We start from the raw sequence: 23,166 nt of genomic DNA on the forward strand, positions 1-23,166 counted from the left end.
TAGGCCATGGCCCAGCCAAGCCGTGCCGCGCGTCTGGCGCCGGTGGTGGAGATGGCGGAAAACGCCGAGCGCCAGGCCGCCCAGCGCCTGGGGCAATTCCAGCAGCAAGTGAACATGGCCCAGGCCAAGCTCAGCGAACTTGACCGTTTTCGCGAAGACTACCAGTTGCAGTGGATCAACCGCGGTGGGCAGGGCGTGTCCGGTAGCTGGCTGGTCAACTACCAGAGCTTTCTCGGCCAGCTGGAAACTGCCATGACTCAGCAGCGCCAAAGCCTGGCCTGGCACCAGAACAATCTGAAGAACGCCCGCGGCACCTGGCAGCAGGCCTACGCCCGGGTCGAGGGCTTGCGCAAGCTGGTGCAGCGCTACATCGACGAGGCGCGCATGGTGGAAGACAAGCGCGAACAAAAACTGCTCGATGAACTGTCCCAGCGCCTGCCGCGCCACGATCGCTACTGAAGCGTGCTTTGCTCGGCAGTGCTTGCTGCCGGGGGGTGGGGCTGCTAAACCTTCTAGATGTCTGCAATCGTCGCAATGGAAGGAATCATCGACATGGCAGTTTTATCTGAAGTATCCCCGGATGGGAAAAAACTGACGATCAAGGTCAGGGGGCGTTTTGACTTTGGCAAGCACCTGGAATTTCGCCAGGCTTACGAGCTCAAGCAGAACATGCCGGACTCAGTGGTCGTCGACCTCAAGGAGGCCACCTATCTGGACAGTTCGGCCCTGGGCATGCTGTTGCTGCTGCGTGACCACGTCGGCGGCGACGACTCGGAAATCCGTGTGGTCAACACCAGCTCCGATGTGCGAAAGATCCTCGCCATTTCCAACTTCGACAAGCTGTTCGACATCAGTTGAACCAGCCAGCCCATGTTTTCGAGGCGCTCACCATCCTGATCGCCGAGGATGGTGCTGCTGATCGTTTGTTGCTGGCCACCCTTGTGCGCAAGCAGGGGCATCAGGTGCTCACCGCCGAAAATGGCGAGCAGGCGCTGGCGCTGTTCGCCGCGCAGCGCCCGCACATGGTCCTGCTCGATGCGCTGATGCCGGTCATGGATGGATTCGAGGCGGCGCGCCAGATCAAGGCGCTGGCCGGTGAAGCGCTGGTGCCGATCATCTTTCTCACTTCGCTTAGCGAAGAACAGGCGCTGGTCCGTTGCCTGGAGGCAGGTGGCGACGATTTTCTGGCAAAACCCTACAGCCCGGTGATCCTGGCCGCCAAAATCAAGGCGATGGAGCGTATGCGCCGGCTGCAGGCCACGGTGCTGGAGCAGCGTGACCAGCTTGCCCGCCATCACACTCATCTGCTCAACGAGCAGCGGGTCGCCAAGGCGGTGTTCGACCAGGTGGCCCATGCCGGTTGCCTGAGTGCGCCGAACATCCGTTACCTGCAGTCACCTTATGCCCTGTTCAATGGCGACTTGCTGTTGGCCGCCTTCACGCCGGCAGGTGACATGCATGTGTTGCTCGGCGACTTCACCGGCCACGGCTTGCCGGCGGCGGTGGGGGCGATGCCCCTGGCCGAGGTGTTCTATGGCATGACAGCCAAGGGTTACGGCCTGGCCGAAACCCTGCGCGAGATGAACGCCAAGCTCAAGCGCATCCTGCCGGTGGACATGTTCTGTTGTGCATTGTTGCTCAACCTGAGTTTCCAGCGGCGGGTGGTCGAGGTCTGGAATGGCGGCATGCCCGACGGCTATCTGTTGCCCGCCGGTGGGGGTGAGCCTGTGGCCTTGGTATCGCGTCATTTGCCCTTGGGTATCCTGGCGCCGGAGCGCTTTGATGACGCCACCCAGGTGCTGCCGTTGGCCCTGGGCGAGCGCCTGTTTCTGTTGTCTGACGGCGTGGTCGATACCAGTGATGACAATGACCAGCTGTTCGGTGTCGAGCGCCTGCGTCGGGTGCTGAGTGCCAATCGACAGCCGGCACTGTTGTTCGAGGAGGTGCTGCAGGCGCTGGAAGCGTTTCGTGGTCGCTCGCGCGATGATGTCAGCCTGCTGGATATCGAGGTGGTCGAACCGCAACTGTTGTCGCCGCTGCCGGTGATCTATTCTGACAGTGGGCAGTCCAGTCCGCTGGACTGGTCGCTGCAGTTCGAGTTTCGCGCCGACACGCTAAAACGTTTCAATCCATTACCTTATTTGCTACAGCTGTTGCAGGAAATACACGGTTTGCGGGCTCAGAGCGGGGCGTTGCACAGTGTCCTCACCGAGCTGTATTCCAATGCCCTGGAACACGGCGTGCTGGGGCTGGACTCGGCGCTAAAGCGCGATGCGCAGGGCTTTGCCGCCTACTATCAGATGCGCGACGAGCGCCTGCAGGCGTTGAACGAGGGCTTCATCCGCGTCTCCCTTCGAGTCGAGCCGGATCGCCAAGGCGGGCGTCTGAAGATTGAAGTCGAAGATAGCGGCAAGGGCTTCAATGTGAGTAAAGTGCTGGCCAGGCCTGTGTCCGAACAAGGGTTGTGCGGACGCGGTCTGACCCTCATACGCCGGTTGAGCCGGCGTGCCGAATGGGCCGACGAGGGGCGCCGCGCATGCGTGGAGTTCGCCTGGGAGGCTCTGGCATAATCCAACTTGATCAAGGAGTGAGCAAGTGTCCGACATTCACATCGATCGCAAGGTGCTCAGCGACTTGCAGGAGGTCATGGAAGATGGCTACCTGTACTTGCTGGAAACCTTTCTTGAAGATTCCGAAAAACGCCTCAGTCAATTGCATGAGGCGAAGAACGCCGACGAGCTGGCGCATGCCGCGCACAGTTTCAAGGGCAGTAGCAGCAATATGGGGGCGGTAGCGTTGGCCGAGTTGTGCAGGCAGCTCGAAGACCGCGTCAATCACGGCCCGCTGCAAGGCATCGAAGACCTGATCAACCAGATCGATCGCGAGTATGCGGCCGTTCGTGACCTTTACCACGACGAACGCCAGCGAGTATCGATTGGTTGAGCGCGAGGGCAAACCTGGCGCGAGTTTTGCGTAGTCTTCGCTAATTCACGATTACGACTTCTGTAGCGGAGACTCCTGCATGCCTGTCGCCTCCAACCCCCTGTTGCAAGCCAGTGCCGTGGCGAAGCCGTCGCGCGCCACTGCCGGTGCGCCGGATAAATCGCTGCAGGCCTCTAACGACAAGGCGTCTGGCTTTTCCGATGTGTATGCCAAGCAATCTTGCGAGACGACTGCAGGCACCAAGGACGCGCCTGTGCCTGAGAAGGTCGTCACCGCCCCGGGCAGCGGCAATAAAACGGCCGCTGATTCGTCGAAGGTTGCCGACAGCGGCAATAGTTTGCCTGAGGAGCAGGACAGCACCGAGGTTGATCCGGCGCTGGTGGCTGATCCCACCCTGCTTGACCCCAGCCTGGTGGCGGGTCAAGTGACCGACGCCCAGCCCGGCGCGCAATTGATCCAGGCCCAGGCTGAAGCCGTGGCGCCGGTGCTTCAGGCGGCAGCACAATTGCAGGTGGCTGCGGCGCCAGCCCAGCCGGTAGCCGAAGCGCCCGAATTCGATCCTGAGGCCGATCCGCTGTCTGACCTGCCAGCCTTGCGCCTGGCCCTTGAGCAAAGTGCCCAGGCCCAGGGCACTACGTCTGCCCATGCCGCCGGCAAGGCCGGCAATGCCCAGCCTGAAGCGCCGACGGCGCAGCCTGCCGTCAATACACTGGCGGCCCTGCTGGACAAGCCGGGTGCCGATGCCGAATCAGGCGAGCCGGGTGAAAAAGCCTTCAGTGGCCTGCTCGATGATGGCCTCAAGGACCTCAAGAGCGCCTCCAGCGATACGCGCGTCGACAACTTTGCCGAGCGCCTGAGCAACCTGACCCTGGCCGCCACGGCCAAGACCGCCAATGCCGTGCCGGTGGCCACGCCGCTGCAGCAGCCGTTGGCGATGAACCAGGGCGGCTGGACCGAAGGCCTGGTCAACCGGGTCATGTACCTGTCCAGCCAGAACCTGAAATCGGCCGATATCAAGCTTGAGCCGGCCGAGCTCGGGCGCCTGGACATCCGCGTCAACCTGGCGCCGGAACAGCAGGCCCAGGTGACCTTTGTCAGTGGTCACGCCGGGGTGCGCGAGGCGCTGGAAAACCAGGTGCACCGGCTCAAGGAAATGTTTGCCCAGCAGGGGCTCGGCCAGCCGGACGTCAACGTCGCTGACCAGTCCCGTGGTGGCCAGCAGCAGGGCGCCCAGGACACGCCGAAACTCAGTGGCGTGGCCGCACGGCGTAATGAAGCTGGTGAATCCGCTGAGTCCGCTGAAATCGCTCCAGGTGCAATGCCGGTCGAGCAGCAGTCGGTTGTGGGTTCCAGCGCGGTGGATTACTACGCCTGATTGGCTGTGCTCTTTGTGCTGGCCGACCTTGCTTTTCCAGGTTGGCATAACACTTGCTCAACCCTCGCCATGTGACTGAAATCTCCGATGAATGACGGATTATTGGCATGGCGAAGAGCGAAGCAGAGAAAGACCCCGCCGCTACAGGCAAACTCAAGCTGATCCTGCTGTTGGTGCTGGCATTGCTGCTTGCCATCGGCCTGTCGGTTGGCGCCACCTGGTTCTTCCTGCACAAGTCCGAGGATAAGCCTGCGGTCGATCCGGCCCTGGCCAACCTCAAGCCGGCAGCGATCTACGAGCCGCTGGCACCGGCCTTCGTGGTCAACTTCAACCAGAACGGCCGCCAGCGCTACATGCAGGTGAGCATCACCATGCAGGGGCGTGACCAGGCAGCGCTGGATGCCCTCAAGGTGCATATGCCGGTGATTCGCAACAACCTGGTCATGATGTTCTCGGGCCAGGGCTTCGACACCCTGTCCAGCCCGGTCGGCCAGGAAATGCTGCGCCAGAAGGCCACTGCCAGTGTCCAGGAAGTGGCGCAGAAGGAAGTCGGCAAGCCGGTCATCGACCAGTTGCTGTTCACCAATTTCGTATTGCAGTAGGAGCCCCAGATGGCCGTGCAGGACCTGCTGTCCCAGGATGAAATCGATGCTTTGCTGCATGGCGTCGACGATGGTCTGGTGCAAACCGAAAGCAATGCCGAGCCCGGCAGTGTCAAAAGTTATGACCTGACCAGCCAGGATCGGATCGTCCGCGGTCGCATGCCGACCCTGGAAATGATCAACGAGCGGTTTGCCCGCTATACCCGCATCAGTATGTTCAACCTGCTGCGCCGCTCTGCGGACGTGGCGGTCGGCGGCGTGCAGGTGATGAAGTTCGGCGAGTACGTGCATTCGCTGTACGTGCCCACCAGCCTCAACCTGGTGAAGATCAAGCCGTTGCGCGGTACCTCGCTGTTCATCCTCGACGCCAAGCTGGTGTTCAAGCTGGTGGATAACTTCTTTGGTGGCGACGGTCGTCACGCCAAGATCGAAGGTCGCGAGTTCACCCCGACCGAGTTGCGCGTGGTGCGCATGGTCCTCGACCAGGCCTTCGTTGACCTCAAGGAGGCCTGGCAGGCGATCATGCCGGTCAACTTCGAGTACATCAACTCCGAGGTCAACCCGGCCATGGCCAACATCGTCGGGCCGAGCGAGGCGGTGGTGGTTTCGACCTTTCACATCGAGCTCGATGGCGGTGGCGGCGACCTGCACGTGACCATGCCGTACTCGATGATCGAGCCGGTGCGCGAGATGCTCGATGCCGGTTTCCAGTCCGATCTGGACGACCAGGACGAGCGCTGGATCAAGGCCCTGCGCGAAGACGTGCTGGACGTCAGCGTGCCGCTCAGCGCCACGGTTGCCCGTCGCCAGCTGAAGCTGCGCGACATCCTGCACATGCAGCCGGGCGATGTGATTCCGGTCGAGCTGCCGGATGAGCTGATCCTGCGGGCCAACGGCGTGCCGTCGTTCAAGGCCAAGCTGGGTTCGCACAAGGGCACCCTGGCCCTGCAGATTATCGATCCGATCGAGCGCCGCTGAGGCGCTCGCGGTTCCAACTCCGAATTGATTGCCCGTCGAGGACAAAATGGCTAACGAAAACGACATCACCTCCCCGGAGGACCAGGCCCTGGCCGATGAATGGGCTGCGGCCCTGGAAGAAACCGGCGATGCCGGCCAGTCCGACATCGACGCCTTGCTCGCTGCCGATAGCGCCGCCAGCGCACCGGCGTCCAGCCGCCTGGCCATGGAAGAGTTCGGCAGCTCGCCGCGCAGCAACGAACAGGTCACCCTCGATGGTCCGAACCTGGATGTGATCCTGGATATTCCGGTGAGCATTTCCATGGAGGTCGGCAGTACCGAGATCAACATCCGCAACCTGCTGCAACTCAACCAGGGTTCGGTGATCGAGCTCGACCGCCTGGCCGGCGAGCCGCTGGACGTGCTGGTCAACGGCACTCTGATTGCGCACGGCGAAGTGGTGGTGGTCAACGAAAAGTTCGGCATCCGCCTGACGGACGTGATCAGCCCGAGCGAACGCATCAAGAAGCTGCGCTGAGTGAGCAAGCTCCTGCGCAACGGCCTGGGCCTGGCCTGCGGCCTGTACGTGGATGTCGCCCTGGCTACCACGCAGCCGGCGGCTGCGGTAGTGGCACCGGCAAGCAGTGGCAGCGCGGCAGGGCAGTTGACCCAGCTGGTGCTGGGGCTGCTGCTGGTGCTGGGCTTGATCTTCGTCCTCGCCTGGCTGCTGCGCCGGGTGCAGAACGCCGCGCCCGGCAGTGGCCAGGTGATCGAGATCCTCGGTAGCCGTTCGCTGGGGCCGCGTGATCGGCTGTTGCTGATCCAGGTCGGCAAGGAGCAGATCCTCATCGGCCATTCGCCAGGCACCATCGAGGCCCTGCATGTCATGGCCGAACCGGTTGAAGTGCCCGCCAGTGCGCGCCAGGCAACACCAGAATTCGCCCAGCGGCTGATGGAGCTGATGGGCAAGGATCAGAAGGGAAGGTCGTGATGGGCGCGTTGCGCATGATGTTGACGCTGCTGCTGATGCTGGCGGCGCCGCTGGCCCTGGCGGCTGATCCACTGTCGATCCCGGCGATCACCCTGTCCAGCGGGGCCGACGGCCAGCAAGAATACTCGGTCAGCCTGCAGATTCTGCTGATCATGACCGCGCTGAGTTTCATTCCGGCGTTCGTCGTGCTGATGACCAGCTTTACCCGCATCATCATTGTCTTTTCCATCCTGCGCCAGGCCCTGGGCCTGCAACAGACGCCGTCGAACCAGATCCTCAACGGCATGGCGCTGTTCCTGACCCTGTTCATCATGGCGCCGGTGTTCGAGCGCATCAACCAGGAGGCCGTGCAGCCGTACCTGGCAGAGAAACTCAGCGCCCAGGATGCGATCAGCAAGGCCCAGGCGCCGCTGAAGAACTTCATGCTGGCGCAGACCCGCGAGAGCGATCTGGACCTGTTCATGCGCCTGTCCAAGCGCACCGACATCGCCAGCCCCGATCAGGCGCCATTGACCATCCTGGTGCCGGCATTCGTCACCTCGGAGCTCAAGACCGCGTTCCAGATCGGCTTCATGATCTTCATCCCGTTCCTGATCATCGACCTGGTGGTCGCCAGCGTGCTGATGGCCATGGGTATGATGATGTTGTCGCCGCTGATCATCTCGTTGCCGTTCAAGATCATGCTGTTCGTCCTGGTCGATGGCTGGGCGCTGATCATGGGTACCCTGGCCGGCAGTTTCGGCGGCGTCTGACGCCGCGAGGAGAAGAAGTCCATGACCCCTGAAGTGGCTGTCGACCTGTTTCGCGATGCGTTGTGGCTGACCACCTTGATGGTTGCCATCCTGGTGGTGCCAAGCCTGCTGGTGGGCCTGGTGGTGGCGATGTTCCAGGCTGCCACGCAGATCAACGAACAGACCCTGAGCTTCCTGCCGCGCCTGCTGGTGATGTTGGTGACGCTGATCGTGGTTGGCCCGTGGCTGGTGCAGAAATTCATGGAATACATTCTGTCGTTGTACGGCAGCATTCCGCAGCTGATCGGTTGACCCGGCGATGCTTGAGCTGACCGACGCGCAGATCGGCGCCTGGGTGGCCAGTTTCATTCTGCCGTTGATTCGCGTCACGGCGGTGCTGATGACCATGCCTATTTTCGGTACCACCCTGGTGCCGACACGTATCCGCATGTATTTCGCTCTGGCAATCACCGTAGTCATCGTTCCCGGCCTGCCGCCGATGCCGGTGGTCGAATCGCTGGATCTCAGGGCAATGTTGCTGGTGGCCGAGCAGATCATCATTGGCGCCGTGTTTGGTATGGCGCTGCAGCTGTTCTTTCAGATATTCGTAATCGCCGGGCAGATCGTCGCAATCCAGATGGGCATGGCCTTCGCCTCCATGGTCGATCCGGCCAACGGTGTCAACGTGGCGGTGGTCAGCCAGTTCCTGACCATGCTGGTGACCTTGTTGTTCCTTGCCATCAACGGCCATCTGGTGGTCTTCGAGGTGCTGACCGAGAGCTTTACCACCTTGCCGGTGGGCGGCGGTGTGCTGGTCAATCATTTCTGGGACCTGGCCGGGCGCCTGGGTTGGGTGCTGGGTGCAGCCATGCTGTTGGTATTGCCGGCGGTGACCGCGTTGCTGGTGGTCAACATTGCCTTTGGCGTGATGACCCGGGCGGCGCCGCAGTTGAACATCTTTTCCATCGGCTTTCCGCTGACCCTGGTGCTGGGGATGGTGATCTTCTGGATCACCCTGGCCGATATTCTTCCTCACTATCAGTCACTGGCTTCCGAAGCCTTGCAGTGGCTGCGTGAACTGGCACGGGCGCGCTGAGCATGGCAGAAAGCGAAAGCGGTCAGGACAAAACAGAAGACCCCACCGACAAGCGCAAGAAGGACGCGCGCGAGAAGGGCGAGATTGCCCGTTCCAAGGAGCTCAACACGGTCGCGGTGACCCTGGCGGGCGCTGGAGCGCTGCTGGCATTTGGCGGTGGCCTGGCGCAAACCCTGATGGAGTTGATGCGCATCAATTTCAGCTTGTCCCGCGAGGTGCTCATCGATGAGCGGTCTATGGGCATTTTCCTCATGGCCTCCGGCAAGATGGCCTTGCTCGCGACTCAGCCGGTATTGCTGGTGCTGCTGATTGCGGCAATCATCGGCCCGGTGTCGCTGGGGGGGTTCCTGTTTTCCAGCAGCTCCCTGGCACCGAAGTTCAGCCGCATGAACCCGCTATCGGGGATCAAGCGGATGTTCTCGGTCAACGCCTTGTCCGAGCTGCTCAAGGCGCTGGCCAAGTTCTTCATGATTCTGATCGTCGCCCTGACGGTGTTGTCGGCTGATCGCGATGACCTGCTGGCGATTGCCAACGAGCCGCTGGAGCAGGCGATCATCCATAGCGTCCAGGTGGTTGGCTGGAGTGCGCTGTGGATGGCAGCAGGGCTGTTGATCATTGCCGCGGTGGACGTGCCGATCCAGCTCTGGCAGGCGCACAAGAAGCTGCTGATGACCAAGCAAGAGGTGCGCGACGAGTACAAGGACTCCGAAGGCAAGCCCGAGGTCAAGCAACGCATTCGCCAACTGCAGCGCGAGGCTTCGCAGCGGCGGATGATGGCGGCGATTCCCGAGGCGGACGTGATCATCACCAACCCGACCCACTATGCCGTGGCGCTCAAGTACGACCCGGAGAAGGGCGCGGCGCCGCTGCTGCTGGCCAAGGGTGCCGACTTCATCGCCCTGAAAATTCGCGAGATCGCCAACGAGCACAAGATCCAGGTGCTCGAATCGCCGGCGCTGGCGCGTTCGATCTACTACTCCACCGAGCTTGAAGAAGAGATTCCCGCCGGTTTGTACCTGGCAGTGGCCCAGGTGCTGGCCTACGTCTACCAGATCCGCCAGTATCGCGCCGGCAAGGGCAAGCCGCCGGAGCCGCTCAAGGATCTGCCGATCCCGCCGGATTTGCGTCGCGATTCCTGATCGGCGCTGCCTGCGCAGCAGCCCCGAGCCACTCAAACCACCTCGTTTGGCAAAGTTGGAAAGCTTCTTGCAAAGGCAGCGCTGCGCGCCTCAAACGCGTCAAAGTTTTGCTTGAGCTAACGAGGAATACCGGTGGATCGCTCTCAGTTAATCAACAGTGCCCGTAGCAACCTGGTCGGTCTAGGCCGGGGTAACCTGGGTGTGCCGCTGTTGCTGCTGGTGATGCTGGCAATGATGATGTTGCCGATCCCGCCGTTTTTGCTCGACGTGTTCTTCACCTTCAACATCGCCTTGTCGATCGTGGTCCTGCTGGTCTGCGTCTACGCCCTGCGCCCGCTGGACTTCGCCGCGTTCCCGACCATCCTGCTGGTGGCGACGCTCTTGCGCCTGGCGCTCAACGTGGCGTCCACGCGGGTGGTGATGCTCCACGGCCATGACGGCCACGAGGCCGCCGGTAAGGTGATCCAGGCCTTCGGCGAGGTGGTGATCGGCGGTAACTACGTGGTCGGTATCGTCGTCTTCGCGATCCTGATGATCATCAACTTCGTGGTGGTTACCAAAGGTGCCGGGCGTATTTCCGAAGTGAGCGCGCGCTTCACCCTCGACGCCATGCCCGGCAAGCAGATGGCCATCGACGCCGACCTCAACGCCGGCCTGATCGACCAGGCCCAGGCCAAGGCGCGGCGCGCCGAAGTGGCTGGCGAGGCCGAGTTCTACGGTTCGATGGACGGTGCCAGCAAGTTTGTCCGCGGTGACGCCATTGCCGGCCTGTTGATCCTGTTCATCAACCTGATCGGCGGCATGGCCGTCGGTATGTTCCAGCACAACATGACCTTTGCCGACGCCGGCAAGGTCTATGCACTGTTGACCATCGGTGACGGTTTGGTGGCGCAGTTGCCATCGCTGTTGCTGTCCACCGCAGCGGCGATCATGGTTACCCGCGCCTCGGGCTCCGAGGACATGGGCAAGCAGATCAACCGCCAGATGTTCGATTCACCCAAGGCCCTGGCGGTGTCGGCTGGCCTGATGATCGTCATGGGCCTGGTGCCGGGCATGCCGCACATCGCCTTCCTGAGCCTCGGCCTGCTGGCCGCCGGCGGCGCCTACCTGGTGTGGCGCAAGCAGAACCAGGCCAAGCTCAAGGCCCTGGAAGAGGTGCAGCGTCAGCAGGACCTGCTGCCATCGCCACAGCGCGCCATGGAAACCAAGGAGCTGGGCTGGGATGACGTCACCCCGATCGACATGATCGGCCTAGAGGTCGGCTACCGGCTGATTCCGCTGGTCGATCGCAACCAGGGCGGCCAGTTGTTGGCGCGGATCAAGGGCGTGCGCAAGAAGCTGTCCCAGGACCTGGGTTTTCTCATGCCCACGGTGCACATTCGCGACAACCTCGACCTGGCACCCAGTGCCTACCGCCTGACCCTGATGGGGGTGATCCTGGCCGAGGCCGAGATCTACCCGGACCGCGAGCTTGCGATCAACCCCGGGCAGGTGTTCGGTACCCTCAACGGCATTGCCGCCCGCGATCCGGCCTTTGGCCTGGAAGCGGTGTGGATCGACGTCAACCAGCGCAGCCAGGCGCAGTCGCTGGGCTACACGGTGGTGGACGCCAGTACCGTGGTCGCCACCCACCTCAACCAGATTCTGCACAAGCACTGCCATGAGCTGATCGGCCACGAAGAAGTGCAGCAACTGCTGCAGGTGCTGGCCAAGGCTTCGCCCAAGCTTGCCGAAGAGCTGGTGCCGGGCGTCATTTCCTTGTCGGGCCTGCTCAAAGTACTGCAGGCGTTGCTCGCCGAGCAGGTTCCGGTGCGTGACATTCGCAGCATTGCCGAAGCCATCGCCAACAACCCGGGCAAGAGTCAAGATACCGCCGCGCTGGTGGCGGTGGTGCGCGTCGGATTGTGTCGCGCTATCGTGCAAAGCATTGTCGGCGTTGAGTCCGAGCTGCCTGTGATCACCCTTGAGCCAAGATTGGAACAGATTTTGCTCAATAGTTTGCAAAGGGCTGGGCAAGGCCAGGAAGACGGTGTTCTTCTGGAGCCGAGCATGGCCGAAAAGCTTCAGCGTTCGTTGATCGAAGCCGCCCAGCGTCAGGAGATGCAAGGGCAGCCGGCGATCCTCCTGGTCGCAGGACCGGTACGAGCCATGCTGTCGCGCTTCGGTCGTCTGGCTGTACCGAATTTGCATGTTTTGGCGTATCAGGAAATACCTGACAACAAGCAAGTTACCATCGTCGCCACAGTGGGCCCGAACGGCTGAGGTAGTGGGTTATGCAAGTTAAGCGTTTTTTCGCCGCCGATATGCGTCAGGCCATGAAGCTGGTTCGCGATGAGCTGGGGGCCGATGCCGCCATCATTGGCAACCGACGGATTGCTGGCGGTGTCGAGCTGACGGCTGCGCTGGACTACAAGCTGTCCGCCCTGGCGCCACGGGTGCCGAATGTCGAGCTCGAAGACGAGCTGCGCAAGACCCAGTCGCGCATCGTCACCGCCCAGGCCGAGCTGAGCAGCCGTAGCGAGAGCGAAGATGGCAATCGCCAGCTGTTTGCCGGCTTGCCGCTGACCGCTTCCGAGCCGCTGGTCGACCCGCAGGTCGAAGCGCCGGCCGTGCCTGCTGCGCCGGCCGCGGCACCCATCGACCCGCGCCTGTTCGACTCGATGCGCTCGGAGCTCTCGGGCCTGCGCGAACTGCTTGAAGTACAGCTCGGCTCGCTGGCCTGGAGCCAGTTGCAGGGCAACAAGCCGCAGCAGGCCAACCTCTGGCGCCGTCTGCAGCGCATCGGCCTGTCCGGGCCGATTGCCCGCGAACTGCTCGAGCTGACCACCGAAATCGAAGAGCCGCGTCACGCCTGGCGCATGCTCCTGGCGCACCTGGCGCGGATGATCCAGGTGCCGGAAATCGAACCGATCGAAGAAGGCGGTGTCATTGCCATGGTCGGTCCGGCCGGCATGGGCAAGACCACCACCCTGGCCAAGCTCGCCGCGCGCTACGTGCTCAAGTACGGCGCGCAGAACCTGGCCCTGGTGAGCATGGACAGCTTCCGTATCGGCGCCCAGGAGCAGCTCAAGACCCTGGGGCGGATCCTCAATGTTTCGGTTACTCACGTCGACCCGGGCCAGTCGCTGGCCCAGGCCCTCGACCCGCTGCTGCGCAAGCGCGTGGTACTGATCGATACCGCCGGCCTGCAAGCCAGCGACCCGGCGCTGCGCATGCAGCTGGAAACCCTTGCCGGGCGCGGGATTCAGGCCAAGAATTACCTGGTACTGGCAACCACCAGCCAGAAACAGGTGCTGACCGCCGCCTACCACAGCTACAAGCGCTGCGGCCTGGCCGGTTGCATCCTGACCAAGCTAGATGAAACCGCCAGCCTCGGCGAAGTATTGAGCCTGGCGATCAGTCACGAACTGCCGGTGGCCTATCTTACCGATGGCCCGCGCATTCCTGACGACCTGCACCTGCCGCGCCGGCACCAGTTGGTCAGCCGCGCAGTGAGCGTGCAGATGCAGGACGAGCCCAGCGAAGAGGCCATGGCCGACATGTTCGCTGATCTCTACCACAGCTCCGGCAAACGCGTGGGCTGAGGGGAATATGAATACGTTGCAAAGTACCTACATCAATGGTCTGCCAGGCATTTTTCAGGTGTTGAAAGCGCAGCCCAGTCATGTGGCCTCGGTCTAAGTAAGACAAGGTAAAGAACAAACATGGGTAGCATGCATCCCGTACAGGTGATCGCCGTGACCGGCGGCAAAGGTGGCGTTGGCAAGACTAACGTGTCAGTGAACCTGTCATTGGCGCTGGCTGAGCTTGGCCGTCGGGTCATGCTGCTGGACGCCGACCTGGGCCTGGCCAACGTTGATGTGCTGCTGGGCCTGACGCCCAAGCGCACCCTGGCCGATGTCATTGAAGGCCGTTGCGAACTGCGCGACGTGCTGCTGCAAGGCCCCGGCGGTGTGCGCATCGTGCCGGCGGCCTCGGGCACGCAGAGCATGGTGCACCTGGCTCCGGCCCAGCACGCCGGCCTGATCCAGGCCTTCAGCGAGATCGGCGACAACCTCGACGTGCTGGTGATCGACACCGCTGCAGGTATCGGTGACTCGGTAGTCAGTTTTGTCCGCGCCGCCCAGGAAGTGCTGCTGGTGGTGTGCGACGAGCCCACTTCGATCACTGACGCCTACGCGCTGATCAAGCTGCTCAACCGCGATTACGGCATGAACCGCTTCCGCGTCCTCGCCAACATGGCCCAGAGCCCTCAGGAAGGGCGCAACCTGTTCGCCAAGTTGACCAAGGTCACTGATCGCTTCCTCGATGTCGCCCTACAATACGTCGGTGCGGTGCCTTACGACGAATGTGTGCGCAAGGCGGTGCAGAAGCAGCGAGCGGTCTATGAAGCCTTCCCGCGTTCCAAGTGCGCGCTGGCATTCAAGGCCATTGCCCAGAAGGTCGATAGCTGGCCGCTGCCTGCCAACCCACGGGGGCACCTGGAGTTCTTCGTCGAGCGCCTGGTGCAACCGACGAGTGCGGGTCCGGTGCTATGAACGCCAGTGGTTATCGGATGTACAGCAAGGCTTCGCGTGACGCCCAGTACGAACTGATCGAGCGTTACGCGCCGCTGGTCAAGCGCATCGCCTACCACTTGCTGGCACGTTTGCCGGCCAGTGTGCAGGTGGAGGACCTGATCCAGGCCGGGATGATCGGCCTGCTCGAAGTCGCCAACAAGTATGACGCCAGCAAGGGGGCCAGTTTCGAGACCTACGCCGGCATCCGCATCCGTGGCGCCATGCTCGATGAAGTGCGCAAGGGCGACTGGGCGCCGCGTTCGGTACACCGCAATACCCGCATGGTCAGTGACGCGATTCGTGCAATTGAAGCAAAAACCGGCCGTGACGCTAAAGATCACGAGGTTGCTGCCGAACTTCAATTGAGTCTCGATGATTATTACGGGATTTTGAATGACACCCTGGGCAGCCGCCTGTTCAGTTTCGACGACCTGTTGCAGGACGGCGAACATGAAGGCCTGCACGAGGACGGTGCCAGTGCCCAGCTCGAGCCTTCGCGCGATCTGGAAGACGAGCGTTTTCAGGCAGCCCTGGCCGATGCCATCGCCAACCTGCCGGAACGCGAGCGTCTGGTCCTGGCGCTGTACTACGACGAAGAGCTCAACCTCAAGGAGATCGGTGAGGTCCTGGGGGTGAGCGAGTCGCGTGTCAGCCAGTTGCACAGCCAGTGCGCGGCACGTTTGCGTGGTCGCCTGGGGGAATGGCGGGCGCGTTGAACGCAGGTTCGATGCAGTCGTGAAATGTAGTGCCGAATTGATTGAATGCGCGTTCCGCGCTGAACGCGTTAAAGACTGCTTGGAGGTCTAATTGAACAAAGACATGAAAATCCTCATCGTGGACGACTTTTCGACGATGCGGCGGATCATCAAGAACCTGTTGCGTGATCTGGGCTTTACCAACACCCAGGAAGCCGACGACGGCAACACCGCACTGCCGATGCTCGAAAGCGGTCATTTCGACTTTCTGGTGACCGACTGGAACATGCCTGGCATGTCCGGTATCGACCTGCTGCGCAAAGTGCGTGCCGATGAGCGCCTCAAGCACCTGCCGGTGCTGATGGTGACTGCCGAAGCCAAGCGCGAGCAGATCATCGAAGCCGCCCAGGCCGGGGTCAACGGCTACGTGGTCAAGCCGTTCACCGCCCAGGTGCTGAAAGAAAAGATCGAAAAGATCTTCGAGCGCGTCAATAGCTGAGGTACGCCACGGGGGCGCTATGGAGCAAACACAATCATCCTTGGGCGAGTTTGAGTCGACACTCAAGAAACACGCCCGGGAACTGGTCGACAGCCTTGAACGAGGCAAGTTCGGCGACGCGGTGCAACTGATCCATCAGCTGAACCAGACCCGTGACCTTGGCCTGTATCAGGAAGTCGGCAAACTCACCCGCGAGCTGCACAGCGCGATCGTCAGTTTCCAGATCGACCCGCACATGCCGCAAGCCGAGGAAGTGTCGCAGATCACCGATGCGACCGAACGCCTGTCCTACGTGGTCAAGCTGACCGAGGGCGCGGCCAACCGCACCATGGACCTGGTCGAAGCCAGCACGCCGGTACTCAACGAACTGAGCGACGAGGCCAAGGCGCTGAGCGTCGACTGGCAGCGCTTCATGCGCCGCGAAGTGGCGGCACCGGAGTTCCGTGAGCTGGCCAAGCGTGTCGACAGTTTCCTGACGCGCAGCGAGGAGGGCAACCGCAAGGTCGCCAGCCACCTCAATGACATTCTTCTGGCTCAGGACTACCAAGACCTGACCGGCCAGGTGATCAAACGCGTCACGGCGCTGGTCACCGAAGTAGAAAGCAATCTGCTCAAGCTCGTGCTGATGGCAAGTCAAGTCGACCGTTTCGCCGGTATCGAACACGACCACCAGCAGCTGCGCGCTGAAAAAGATCAAGAAAAACATCCGACTCGGGGTGAAGGTCCGCAGATTCATGCCGATAAGCGTGAAGACGTTGTGTCCGGTCAGGACGATGTCGACGATCTGCTGTCCAGTCTGGGTTTTTAGGGAGCACGTTTAATGAGCTTCGGCGCCGATGAAGAAATCCTTCAGGATTTCCTGGTAGAAGCCGGCGAAATTCTTGAGCAACTGTCCGAGCAATTGGTCGAGCTGGAAAGCCGACCGGATGATGCCGACCTGCTCAATGCGATCTTTCGCGGTTTTCACACTGTAAAAGGGGGCGCCGGCTTCCTCCAGCTCAACGAGCTGGTGGAGTGCTGCCATATCGCCGAAAACGTGTTCGACATCCTGCGCAAGGGTGCCCGACGCGTCGACTCCGAACTGATGGACGTGGTCCTGGAAGCCCTGGACACGGTCAACAGCATGTTCGGCCAGGTTCGCGAGCGCAGCGACATCACCCCGGCGACCCCAGAGCTGCTGGCGGCGCTGTCGCGCCTGGCCGAGCCTGCCGGGGAAGACGAAGCACCAGCCCCTGCCGCTGAGCCCGAGGTGGTTGAAGCGCCGGCGGCCGAGGCCGAGGCGGACATCACCGACACCGAATTCGAACAACTGCTCGACTCGCTCAATGCAGTCAAGGCCGAGGCACAAGCCCAGGACGCCGAGCCTGCCGGTGACGAAATCACCGACGCCGAGTTCGAGTCGCTGCTTGACCAGTTGCACGGCAAGGGCCAGTTCGCCGCCGACAACCTCGGCGGCGCGGCTGAAGCACCGGCTGCTGCAGCTGCCGCTGGCGATGTCAGTGGCGACATCACCGACGATGAATTCGAAGCGCTGCTCGACCAGTTGCACGGCAAGGGTACTTTTGCCGTCGATGCACTGCCGGGCGCTGCTGCCGCGCCTGTGGAAGCCTGCGCGCCTGCCGCGGCTGGCGATCACATCTCCGAGCACGAGTTTGAAGCGCTGCTCGACGAACTGCACGGCAAGGGCAAGTTTGCGCCGGACGCAGTAGCCACGGCTGCACCAGTTGCCAGCGCAGCACCTGCGAAAGCGGCGGCCAAGCCTGCGCCAGCACCTGCCGCCAAGCCAGCTGCTGCGCCAGCCCCTGCGGCCAAAGCAGCGGCTGCGGCGCCTGCACCTGCACGCCAGGCCGCTCCGGCTGCCGAGAAGCATCCTGCCAGCGAAACCGAAACCACCGTACGGGTCGACACCGCGCGGCTCGACGAGATCATGAACATGGTCGGCGAGCTGGTGCTGGTGCGTAACCGCCTGGTGCGCCTGGGCCTGAACAGCGGCGATGAAGCCATGTCCAAGGCCGTGTCGAACCTCGACGTGGTGACCGCCGACCTGCAGACCGCGGTGATGAAAACCCGCATGCAGCCGATCAAGAAGGTCTTCGGGCGCTTCCCGCGCCTGGTTCGCGACCTGGCCCGGCAGTTGAAGAAAGAAATCAACCTGGAACTGGTCGGCGAAGAGACCGACCTCGACAAGAACCTCGTCGAGGCCCTGGCCGACCCGCTGGTGCACTTGGTGCGCAACGCCGTCGACCATGGCGTCGAAACCCCGGAAGAGCGCGAAGCCTCGGGCAAGTCCCGCGGCGGCAAGGTAGTGCTCTCGGCCGAACAGGAAGGCGACCACATCCTGCTGTCGATCTCCGATGACGGCAAGGGCATGGACGCCGACGTGCTGCGTGCCATTGCGGTCAAGCGCGGAGTGATGGACAAGGACGCCGCCGATCGCCTGAGCGAGACCGAGTGCTACAACCTGATCTTCGCCCCGGGCTTCTCGACCAAGACCGAGATTTCCGACGTGTCCGGGCGTGGCGTGGGCATGGACGTGGTGAAAACCAAGATTTCCCAGCTCAACGGCTCGATCAACATCTACTCGACCAAGGGCCTGGGCTCGAAGATCGTCATCAAGGTGCCGCTGACCCTGGCGATCATGCCGACGCTGATGGTCATGCTCGGCAACCAGGCGTTCGCCTTCCCGCTGGTCAACGTCAACGAGATCTTCCACCTCGACCTGTCGCGCACCAACGTGGTCGACGGCCAGGAAGTGGTGATCGTGCGTGACAAGGCCTTGCCGCTGTTCTACCTCAAGCGCTGGCTGGTCAGCTCGGCCGCTCATGAAGAGCAGCGCGAGGGCCATGTGGTGATCCTTTCGGTGGGTACCCAGCGGATCGGCTTCGTCGTCGATCAACTGGTGGGCCAGGAAGAAGTGGTCATCAAGCCGCTGGGCAAGATGCTCCAGGGCACCCCGGGCATGTCGGGCGCCACCATTACCGGTGACGGGCGCATTGCGCTGATCCTCGACGTACCGAGCATGCTCAAGCGTTACGCCGCCCGGCGTATTTGATTCTGGTGGCGCGGCTCACATGCCGCGCCCCCTAATGGAGTGTTTATGGCAGTCAAGGTCCTGGTGGTGGATGATTCCGGTTTCTTCCGCCGCCGCGTCTCGGAAATTCTTTCAGCGGACCCGACTATCCAGGTCGTCGGTACCGCGACCAATGGCAAGGAAGCGATCGACCAGGCGCTGTCGCTCAAGCCCGATGTCATCACCATGGACTACGAAATGCCCATGATGGATGGCATCACCGCCGTGCGTCACATCATGCAGCGTTGCCCGACCCCGGTGCTGATGTTCTCCTCGCTGACCCACGAAGGCGCCCGCGTCACCCTCGATGCGCTGGATGCCGGTGCGGTCGATTACCTGCCGAAGAACTTCGAAGACATCTCGCGCAACCCCGAGAAGGTCAAGCAACTGCTGTGTGAAAAGGTTCATACCATTTCCCGCAGCAACCGTCGTTTCAGTGCCTACGCAAGCCCGGCGCCCGCGCCGCAGCCAGCCGCGCAACCTGCCGTCAGCAGCCTGGGCAGCACGCCTGCACCACGCGCCGCAGCACCTGTGCGGGCAGCGGCTGCGCCAGCATCGAGTGCTTCGCCGGCACCCAAGCGCAAACCCTACAAGCTGGTTGCCATCGGTACTTCCACCGGCGGCCCGGTTGCCCTGCAGCGGGTTCTGACCCAGTTGCCAGCCAACTTCCCGGCGCCGATCGTGCTGATCCAGCACATGCCGGCGGCCTTTACCAAGGCGTTTGCCGAGCGCCTCGACAAGCTGTGCAAGATCAGCGTCAAGGAAGCCGAGGACGGCGACATGCTGCGCCCGGGCCTGGCCCTGCTGGCCCCTGGCGGCAAGCAGATGATGGTCGACGGCCGCGGCACGGTGAAGATCCTGCCGGGCGACGAGCGCCTGAATTACAAACCGTGCGTGGACATCACCTTTGGTTCGGCGGCCAAGTCCTATGGCGACAAGGTGCTGTCGGTGGTGCTCACCGGCATGGGCGCCGACGGCCGTGAAGGTGCACGCCTGCTCAAGCAGGGCGGCAGCACCGTGTGGGCTCAGGATGAAGCCAGCTGCGTGATCTACGGCATGCCCATGGCCATCGTCAAAGCCAACCTGGCAGACGCCGTGTATGGCCTGGACGAGATCGGCAAGCACCTGGTCGAGGCCTGCGTCTGATGGATGTCTTGAGCCTTATCGGGATCATCCTGGCCTTTGTCGCCATCGTTGGCGGCAACTACCTCGAAGGCGGCCACCTGTCGGCACTGCTCAATGGCCCGGCGGCCTTGATCGTGCTCGGCGGCACCCTGGCGGCGGCCTTGCTGCAATCGCCGATGAGCGCCTTCAAGCGCGCGCTGCAGATCGTGCGCTGGATCCTGTTCCCGCCACGGGTCGACCTGGCTGGCGGTATCGACCGGGTCGTCAACTGGTCGCTGACCGCACGCAAGGAAGGCCTGCTGGGCCTGGAAGGCGTCGCCGATGCCGAGCCGGACCCGTACGCACGCAAAGGTCTGCAGTTGCTGGTCGACGGCGCCGAGCCGGAAGCCATTCGCAGCATTCTCGAGGTGGATTTCTACACCCAGGAAAGCCGCGACGTGCAGGCCGCCAAGGTGTTCGAGAGCATGGGCGGCTATGCGCCGACCATCGGTATCATCGGTGCGGTGATGGGCCTGATTCACGTCATGGGCAATCTTGCTGACCCGTCGCAGTTGGGCAACGGCATTGCCGTGGCCTTCGTCGCCACCATTTACGGTGTTGCCAGTGCCAACCTGATCCTGCTGCCGATCGCCAACAAGCTCAAGGCCCTGGCCCTGCGTCAGTCGCGCTACCGGGAAATGCTTCTGGAAGGCTTGCTGTCGATCGCCGAAGGCGAAAACCCGCGCTCGATCGAGCTGAAGCTTCAGGGCTTCATGGAGTAACACATGGCGCGCCGTCGACAACCCGAAGAGCATGAAAACCACGAACGCTGGCTGGTGTCCTACGCCGACTTCATCACCTTGCTGTTTGCCTTCTTCGTGGTCATGTATTCGATCTCGTCGATCAACGAGGGCAAGTACAAGGTCATTTCCCAGGCGCTGATCGGCGTGTTCAACGACCCCGAGCGGAGCATGAAGCCGATCCCCATTGGCGACGAGCGCCCGCTCAGCGTCAAGCCGGCCGAGCCGTTGATCAAGGACAGCGAGCAGGTCGATGCGGGCCTGGCGCAAACCAGCAGCGACCCGCTCAAGACCATCACCGATGACGTGCGCGACGCCTTCGGCGACCTGATCAAGTCCGACCAGATGACCGTGCGCGGCAACGAGCTGTGGGTCGAGATCGAACTCAATTCCTCGCTGCTGTTCGGCAGCGGCGACGCCATGCCCAGCGACGTGGCGTTCAACATCATCGAGAAGGTGGCGAAGATCCTCAAGCCGTTCGCCAACCCGGTGCACGTCGAAGGCTTTACCGACGACCTGCCGATTCGCACCGCGCAGTACCCGACCAACTGGGAGCTGTCATCGGCACGGGCGGCGAGTATCGTCCGCCTGCTGGCGATGGAAGGGGTGAACCCGGCGCGCATGGCATCGGTCGGCTATGGCGAGTTCCAGCCGATCGCCGCCAACGACAGCGCTGAAGGCCGGGCGCGCAACCGACGGGTGGTGCTGGTGATCTCGCGCAACCTCGAAGTACGCCGCAGCCTGACTGGCACTGGCAGCGCCAATGCCACCCCGGACGCGGCGATGAAGCGGGCTGGCACACAAACTGCACCGCCAGCGGTAGCACCGACGGTGGGCGACAATCGCGTCAATTCCCCGTCACCGACCCTATAACCGATCCCGGCAGGGCAGGCTGCCGTACCGGGAGGAAGCAACGCAATGAGAGTCTGGGCAGTAGCCAATCAAAAAGGTGGAGTCGGCAAGACCACCACGTCCATCGCCCTGGCCGGCCTGCTGGCCGAGGCGGGCAAGCGCGTGGTTGTCGTCGACCTCGACCCGCACGGGTCGATGACCAGCTACTTCGGGCACAACCCCGATGCGCTGGAGCACAGTTGCTACGACCTGTTCCTGCACAAGGGCACGGTGCCCGAGGGCTTGCCCGGGCAATTGCTGTTGCCCACCAGCGACGAGAACATCTCGCTGCTGCCCTCGAGCACCGCCCTGGCCGTGCTTGAGCGCCAGTCGCCGGGCCAGAGTGGGCTGGGCCTGGTGATCGCCAAGTCTCTGGCGCAGCTTTGGCAGGATTTCGACTACGCCATCATCGACAGCCCGCCGTTGCTCGGCGTGCTGATGGTCAACGCCCTGGCGGCCAGCCAGCAGTTGGTGATCCCGGTGCAAACCGAGTACCTGGCGGTCAAGGGCCTGGAGCGCATGGTCAGCACCCTGGCGATGGTCAACCGCTCGCGCAAGCAGGCCTTGCCTTACCACATCGTGCCGACCCTGTTCGACCGCCGTACCCAGGCCTCAATGGGTACCTTGCGGGTGCTGCGCGACGCTTACCCCGAGTATATCTGGCAAGGCTACATCCCGGTCGACACGCGCCTGCGTGACGCCAGCCGGGCTGGGCTGACACCCTCGCAGTTCGACGGCAAAAGCCGCGGCGTGGTGGCTTACCGCGCCTTGCTCAAGCACCTGCTGACGCAGAACCTTGCCTTGCAGGTGGCCTGATGAATCGTCCTCAACAGCTTGCCAGCCGGCCGCAGATGGCCCTGCAGAGCTACCTCGATGGCTTGCTGCAGGAGGCCACCGAAGAACTCGACGAAGTGCTGCCAGTTTCGGTTGAGCCCGACGAATTCCAGGCGGCTGTGCGTGAAGAGCAGGCCCGTGATGCCCAGGTGGCGGCCCAGGCCGCGGTAAAACCCGAACCACGGCCGTTTGCCGAGCCATCTCGGCCGGTATTGCCGCTGACCTTGCCAGCGGTTGTCGAGCCTGTGCTGGAGCCTGTGCTCGAAGTGCCTGAGGTTGCCCAGGTTGCACCGGTCGAGCCGCTGGTGGACGTGCACCTGCCGCCGGCGCCCAATCAACCGGTACCGCCGGCCACCATCGATGGCCGTCCGGCCTGGGCCGCCGAGCCGTTCGAATGCCTGCTGTTCGATGTTGCCGGCCTGACCCTGGCGGTACCGCTGGTGTGCCTGGGCTCGATCTACTCGCTGGCCGGCCATGAACTGACACCACTGTTCGGCCAGCCTGACTGGTTCCTTGGCATCCTGCCGAGCCAGAGCGGCAACCTCAAGGTATTGGACACCGCCCGCTGGGTCATGCCCGACCGTTACCGGGACGACTTTCGTCAGGGCCTGCAGTACGTGATTTCGGTCCAGGGCTACGAATGGGGCCTGGCGGTGCATCAGGTCAGCCGTTCGCTGCGCCTGGACCCCAACGAGATCAAGTGGCGCAGCCAGCGTGGCCAGCGGCCATGGCTGGCCGGCACCGTGATTGAACACATGTGCGCGTTGCTCGACGTCGCCGAGCTGGCCGAGTTGATCGCCAGCGGCGCAGTCAAGCAACTGCACAACACCCATAAATAATCGGCCGCATCTGCCGCGACCGCACTGAGCACACCGCCGAT

At 62.6% G+C, this 23,166-nt stretch carries 25 protein-coding genes; all 25 read left to right on the forward strand.

Features of this window, described 5'->3' with window-relative positions; all coding sequences use genetic code 11:
• Positions 1 to 6 precede the first annotated feature (6 nt).
• The 25 genes from fliJ (at position 7) to LOY37_RS08030 (ending at position 23,125) form a co-directional block, all read left to right on the forward strand.
• Positions 7 to 459, forward strand: a complete 453-nt coding sequence (gene fliJ / locus LOY37_RS07910; RefSeq protein WP_045200290.1) for a flagellar export protein FliJ — start codon at positions 7 to 9, stop codon at positions 457 to 459.
• A 93-nt stretch (positions 460 to 552) separates the two neighbouring features.
• Complete coding sequence (locus tag LOY37_RS07915; RefSeq protein WP_258716600.1) at positions 553 to 858, forward strand: STAS domain-containing protein; 306 nt, start codon at positions 553 to 555, stop codon at positions 856 to 858.
• Positions 855 to 2,570 (forward strand): fused response regulator/phosphatase, encoded by a 1,716-nt coding sequence (locus tag LOY37_RS07920; protein ID WP_258716601.1) that lies wholly within the window; start codon positions 855 to 857, stop codon positions 2,568 to 2,570. The genes LOY37_RS07915 and LOY37_RS07920 overlap by 4 nt, the downstream gene beginning before the upstream one ends.
• A 25-nt stretch (positions 2,571 to 2,595) precedes the next feature.
• The gene (locus LOY37_RS07925) at positions 2,596 to 2,943 is read left to right on the forward strand and encodes an Hpt domain-containing protein (RefSeq protein WP_045200296.1); all 348 of its coding nucleotides are present in this window, start codon (positions 2,596 to 2,598) and stop codon (positions 2,941 to 2,943) included.
• A gap of 79 nt (positions 2,944 to 3,022) precedes the next feature.
• A complete protein-coding gene (locus LOY37_RS07930; RefSeq protein WP_258716602.1) occupies positions 3,023 to 4,318 on the forward strand; it encodes a flagellar hook-length control protein FliK in 1,296 nt (431 codons plus the stop codon).
• Positions 4,319 to 4,425: 107 nt separating this feature from the next.
• Complete coding sequence (gene fliL, locus LOY37_RS07935; RefSeq protein ID WP_045200300.1) at positions 4,426 to 4,920, forward strand: flagellar basal body-associated protein FliL; 495 nt, start codon at positions 4,426 to 4,428, stop codon at positions 4,918 to 4,920.
• A gap of 9 nt (positions 4,921 to 4,929) precedes the next feature.
• Complete coding sequence (gene fliM / locus LOY37_RS07940) at positions 4,930 to 5,898, forward strand: flagellar motor switch protein FliM (protein WP_045200301.1); 969 nt, start codon at positions 4,930 to 4,932, stop codon at positions 5,896 to 5,898.
• A gap of 46 nt (positions 5,899 to 5,944) precedes the next feature.
• Positions 5,945 to 6,415 (forward strand): flagellar motor switch protein FliN, encoded by a 471-nt coding sequence (fliN, locus tag LOY37_RS07945; RefSeq protein ID WP_093385593.1) that lies wholly within the window; start codon positions 5,945 to 5,947, stop codon positions 6,413 to 6,415.
• A complete protein-coding gene (gene fliO / locus LOY37_RS07950; RefSeq protein ID WP_123568043.1) occupies positions 6,416 to 6,868 on the forward strand; it encodes a flagellar biosynthetic protein FliO in 453 nt (150 codons plus the stop codon). It begins immediately after the preceding gene.
• A complete protein-coding gene (fliP, locus tag LOY37_RS07955; RefSeq protein WP_258610099.1) occupies positions 6,868 to 7,620 on the forward strand; it encodes a flagellar type III secretion system pore protein FliP in 753 nt (250 codons plus the stop codon). Before fliO ends, fliP begins: the two co-directional genes overlap by 1 nt.
• 21 nt (positions 7,621 to 7,641) lie before the next feature.
• Positions 7,642 to 7,911, forward strand: a complete 270-nt coding sequence (fliQ, locus tag LOY37_RS07960) for a flagellar biosynthesis protein FliQ (RefSeq protein ID WP_045200304.1) — start codon at positions 7,642 to 7,644, stop codon at positions 7,909 to 7,911.
• A 7-nt stretch (positions 7,912 to 7,918) separates the two neighbouring features.
• Positions 7,919 to 8,695 carry a flagellar biosynthetic protein FliR gene (gene fliR, locus LOY37_RS07965; RefSeq protein WP_045200306.1) on the forward strand — a complete coding sequence of 259 codons (777 nt, stop codon included), beginning with the start codon at positions 7,919 to 7,921 and terminating at the stop codon, positions 8,693 to 8,695.
• Positions 8,696 to 8,697: 2 nt separating this feature from the next.
• Entirely contained in the window at positions 8,698 to 9,834 is a 1,137-nt protein-coding gene (gene flhB, locus LOY37_RS07970; protein ID WP_045200308.1) for a flagellar biosynthesis protein FlhB, read from the forward strand.
• Positions 9,835 to 9,966: 132 nt separating this feature from the next.
• Positions 9,967 to 12,096 (forward strand): flagellar biosynthesis protein FlhA, encoded by a 2,130-nt coding sequence (flhA, locus tag LOY37_RS07975; RefSeq protein WP_045200310.1) that lies wholly within the window; start codon positions 9,967 to 9,969, stop codon positions 12,094 to 12,096.
• A gap of 11 nt (positions 12,097 to 12,107) precedes the next feature.
• Positions 12,108 to 13,418, forward strand: coding sequence for a flagellar biosynthesis protein FlhF (gene flhF, locus LOY37_RS07980; RefSeq protein WP_213602055.1), 1,311 nt, complete (start codon positions 12,108 to 12,110; stop codon positions 13,416 to 13,418).
• A 120-nt stretch (positions 13,419 to 13,538) separates the two neighbouring features.
• Positions 13,539 to 14,372 carry a flagellar synthesis regulator FleN gene (fleN, locus tag LOY37_RS07985; protein WP_016393812.1) on the forward strand — a complete coding sequence of 278 codons (834 nt, stop codon included), beginning with the start codon at positions 13,539 to 13,541 and terminating at the stop codon, positions 14,370 to 14,372.
• A complete protein-coding gene (gene fliA / locus LOY37_RS07990) occupies positions 14,369 to 15,109 on the forward strand; it encodes an RNA polymerase sigma factor FliA (RefSeq protein ID WP_010225024.1) in 741 nt (246 codons plus the stop codon). Before fleN ends, fliA begins: the two co-directional genes overlap by 4 nt.
• A gap of 103 nt (positions 15,110 to 15,212) precedes the next feature.
• Positions 15,213 to 15,587 (forward strand): chemotaxis response regulator CheY, encoded by a 375-nt coding sequence (locus tag LOY37_RS07995; protein WP_036990294.1) that lies wholly within the window; start codon positions 15,213 to 15,215, stop codon positions 15,585 to 15,587.
• Between the two features lie 19 nt (positions 15,588 to 15,606).
• Positions 15,607 to 16,395: a protein phosphatase CheZ gene (locus LOY37_RS08000; protein ID WP_045200319.1), complete on the forward strand. Its 789-nt coding sequence runs from the start codon at positions 15,607 to 15,609 to the stop codon at positions 16,393 to 16,395.
• A gap of 12 nt (positions 16,396 to 16,407) precedes the next feature.
• A complete protein-coding gene (locus LOY37_RS08005; protein ID WP_045200321.1) occupies positions 16,408 to 18,639 on the forward strand; it encodes a chemotaxis protein CheA in 2,232 nt (743 codons plus the stop codon).
• Between the two features lie 45 nt (positions 18,640 to 18,684).
• Positions 18,685 to 19,803 (forward strand): chemotaxis response regulator protein-glutamate methylesterase, encoded by a 1,119-nt coding sequence (locus LOY37_RS08010; RefSeq protein WP_045200324.1) that lies wholly within the window; start codon positions 18,685 to 18,687, stop codon positions 19,801 to 19,803.
• A complete protein-coding gene (locus LOY37_RS08015; protein ID WP_045200326.1) occupies positions 19,803 to 20,543 on the forward strand; it encodes a flagellar motor protein in 741 nt (246 codons plus the stop codon). The genes LOY37_RS08010 and LOY37_RS08015 overlap by 1 nt, the downstream gene beginning before the upstream one ends.
• A gap of 3 nt (positions 20,544 to 20,546) precedes the next feature.
• On the forward strand, positions 20,547 to 21,434 hold the full coding sequence (gene motD / locus LOY37_RS08020) for a flagellar motor protein MotD (RefSeq protein WP_045200328.1): 888 nt from the start codon (positions 20,547 to 20,549) through the stop codon (positions 21,432 to 21,434).
• A 45-nt stretch (positions 21,435 to 21,479) separates the two neighbouring features.
• The gene (locus tag LOY37_RS08025; RefSeq protein ID WP_258716603.1) at positions 21,480 to 22,268 is read left to right on the forward strand and encodes a ParA family protein; all 789 of its coding nucleotides are present in this window, start codon (positions 21,480 to 21,482) and stop codon (positions 22,266 to 22,268) included.
• A complete protein-coding gene (locus LOY37_RS08030; protein ID WP_258716604.1) occupies positions 22,268 to 23,125 on the forward strand; it encodes a CheW domain-containing protein in 858 nt (285 codons plus the stop codon). The genes LOY37_RS08025 and LOY37_RS08030 overlap by 1 nt, the downstream gene beginning before the upstream one ends.
• The last annotated feature ends 41 nt before the right edge of the window (positions 23,126 to 23,166 follow it).

The sequence above is a fragment of the Pseudomonas sp. B21-012 genome (genome assembly GCF_024749305.1).
Taxonomy (GTDB): Bacteria; Pseudomonadota; Gammaproteobacteria; order Pseudomonadales; family Pseudomonadaceae; genus Aquipseudomonas.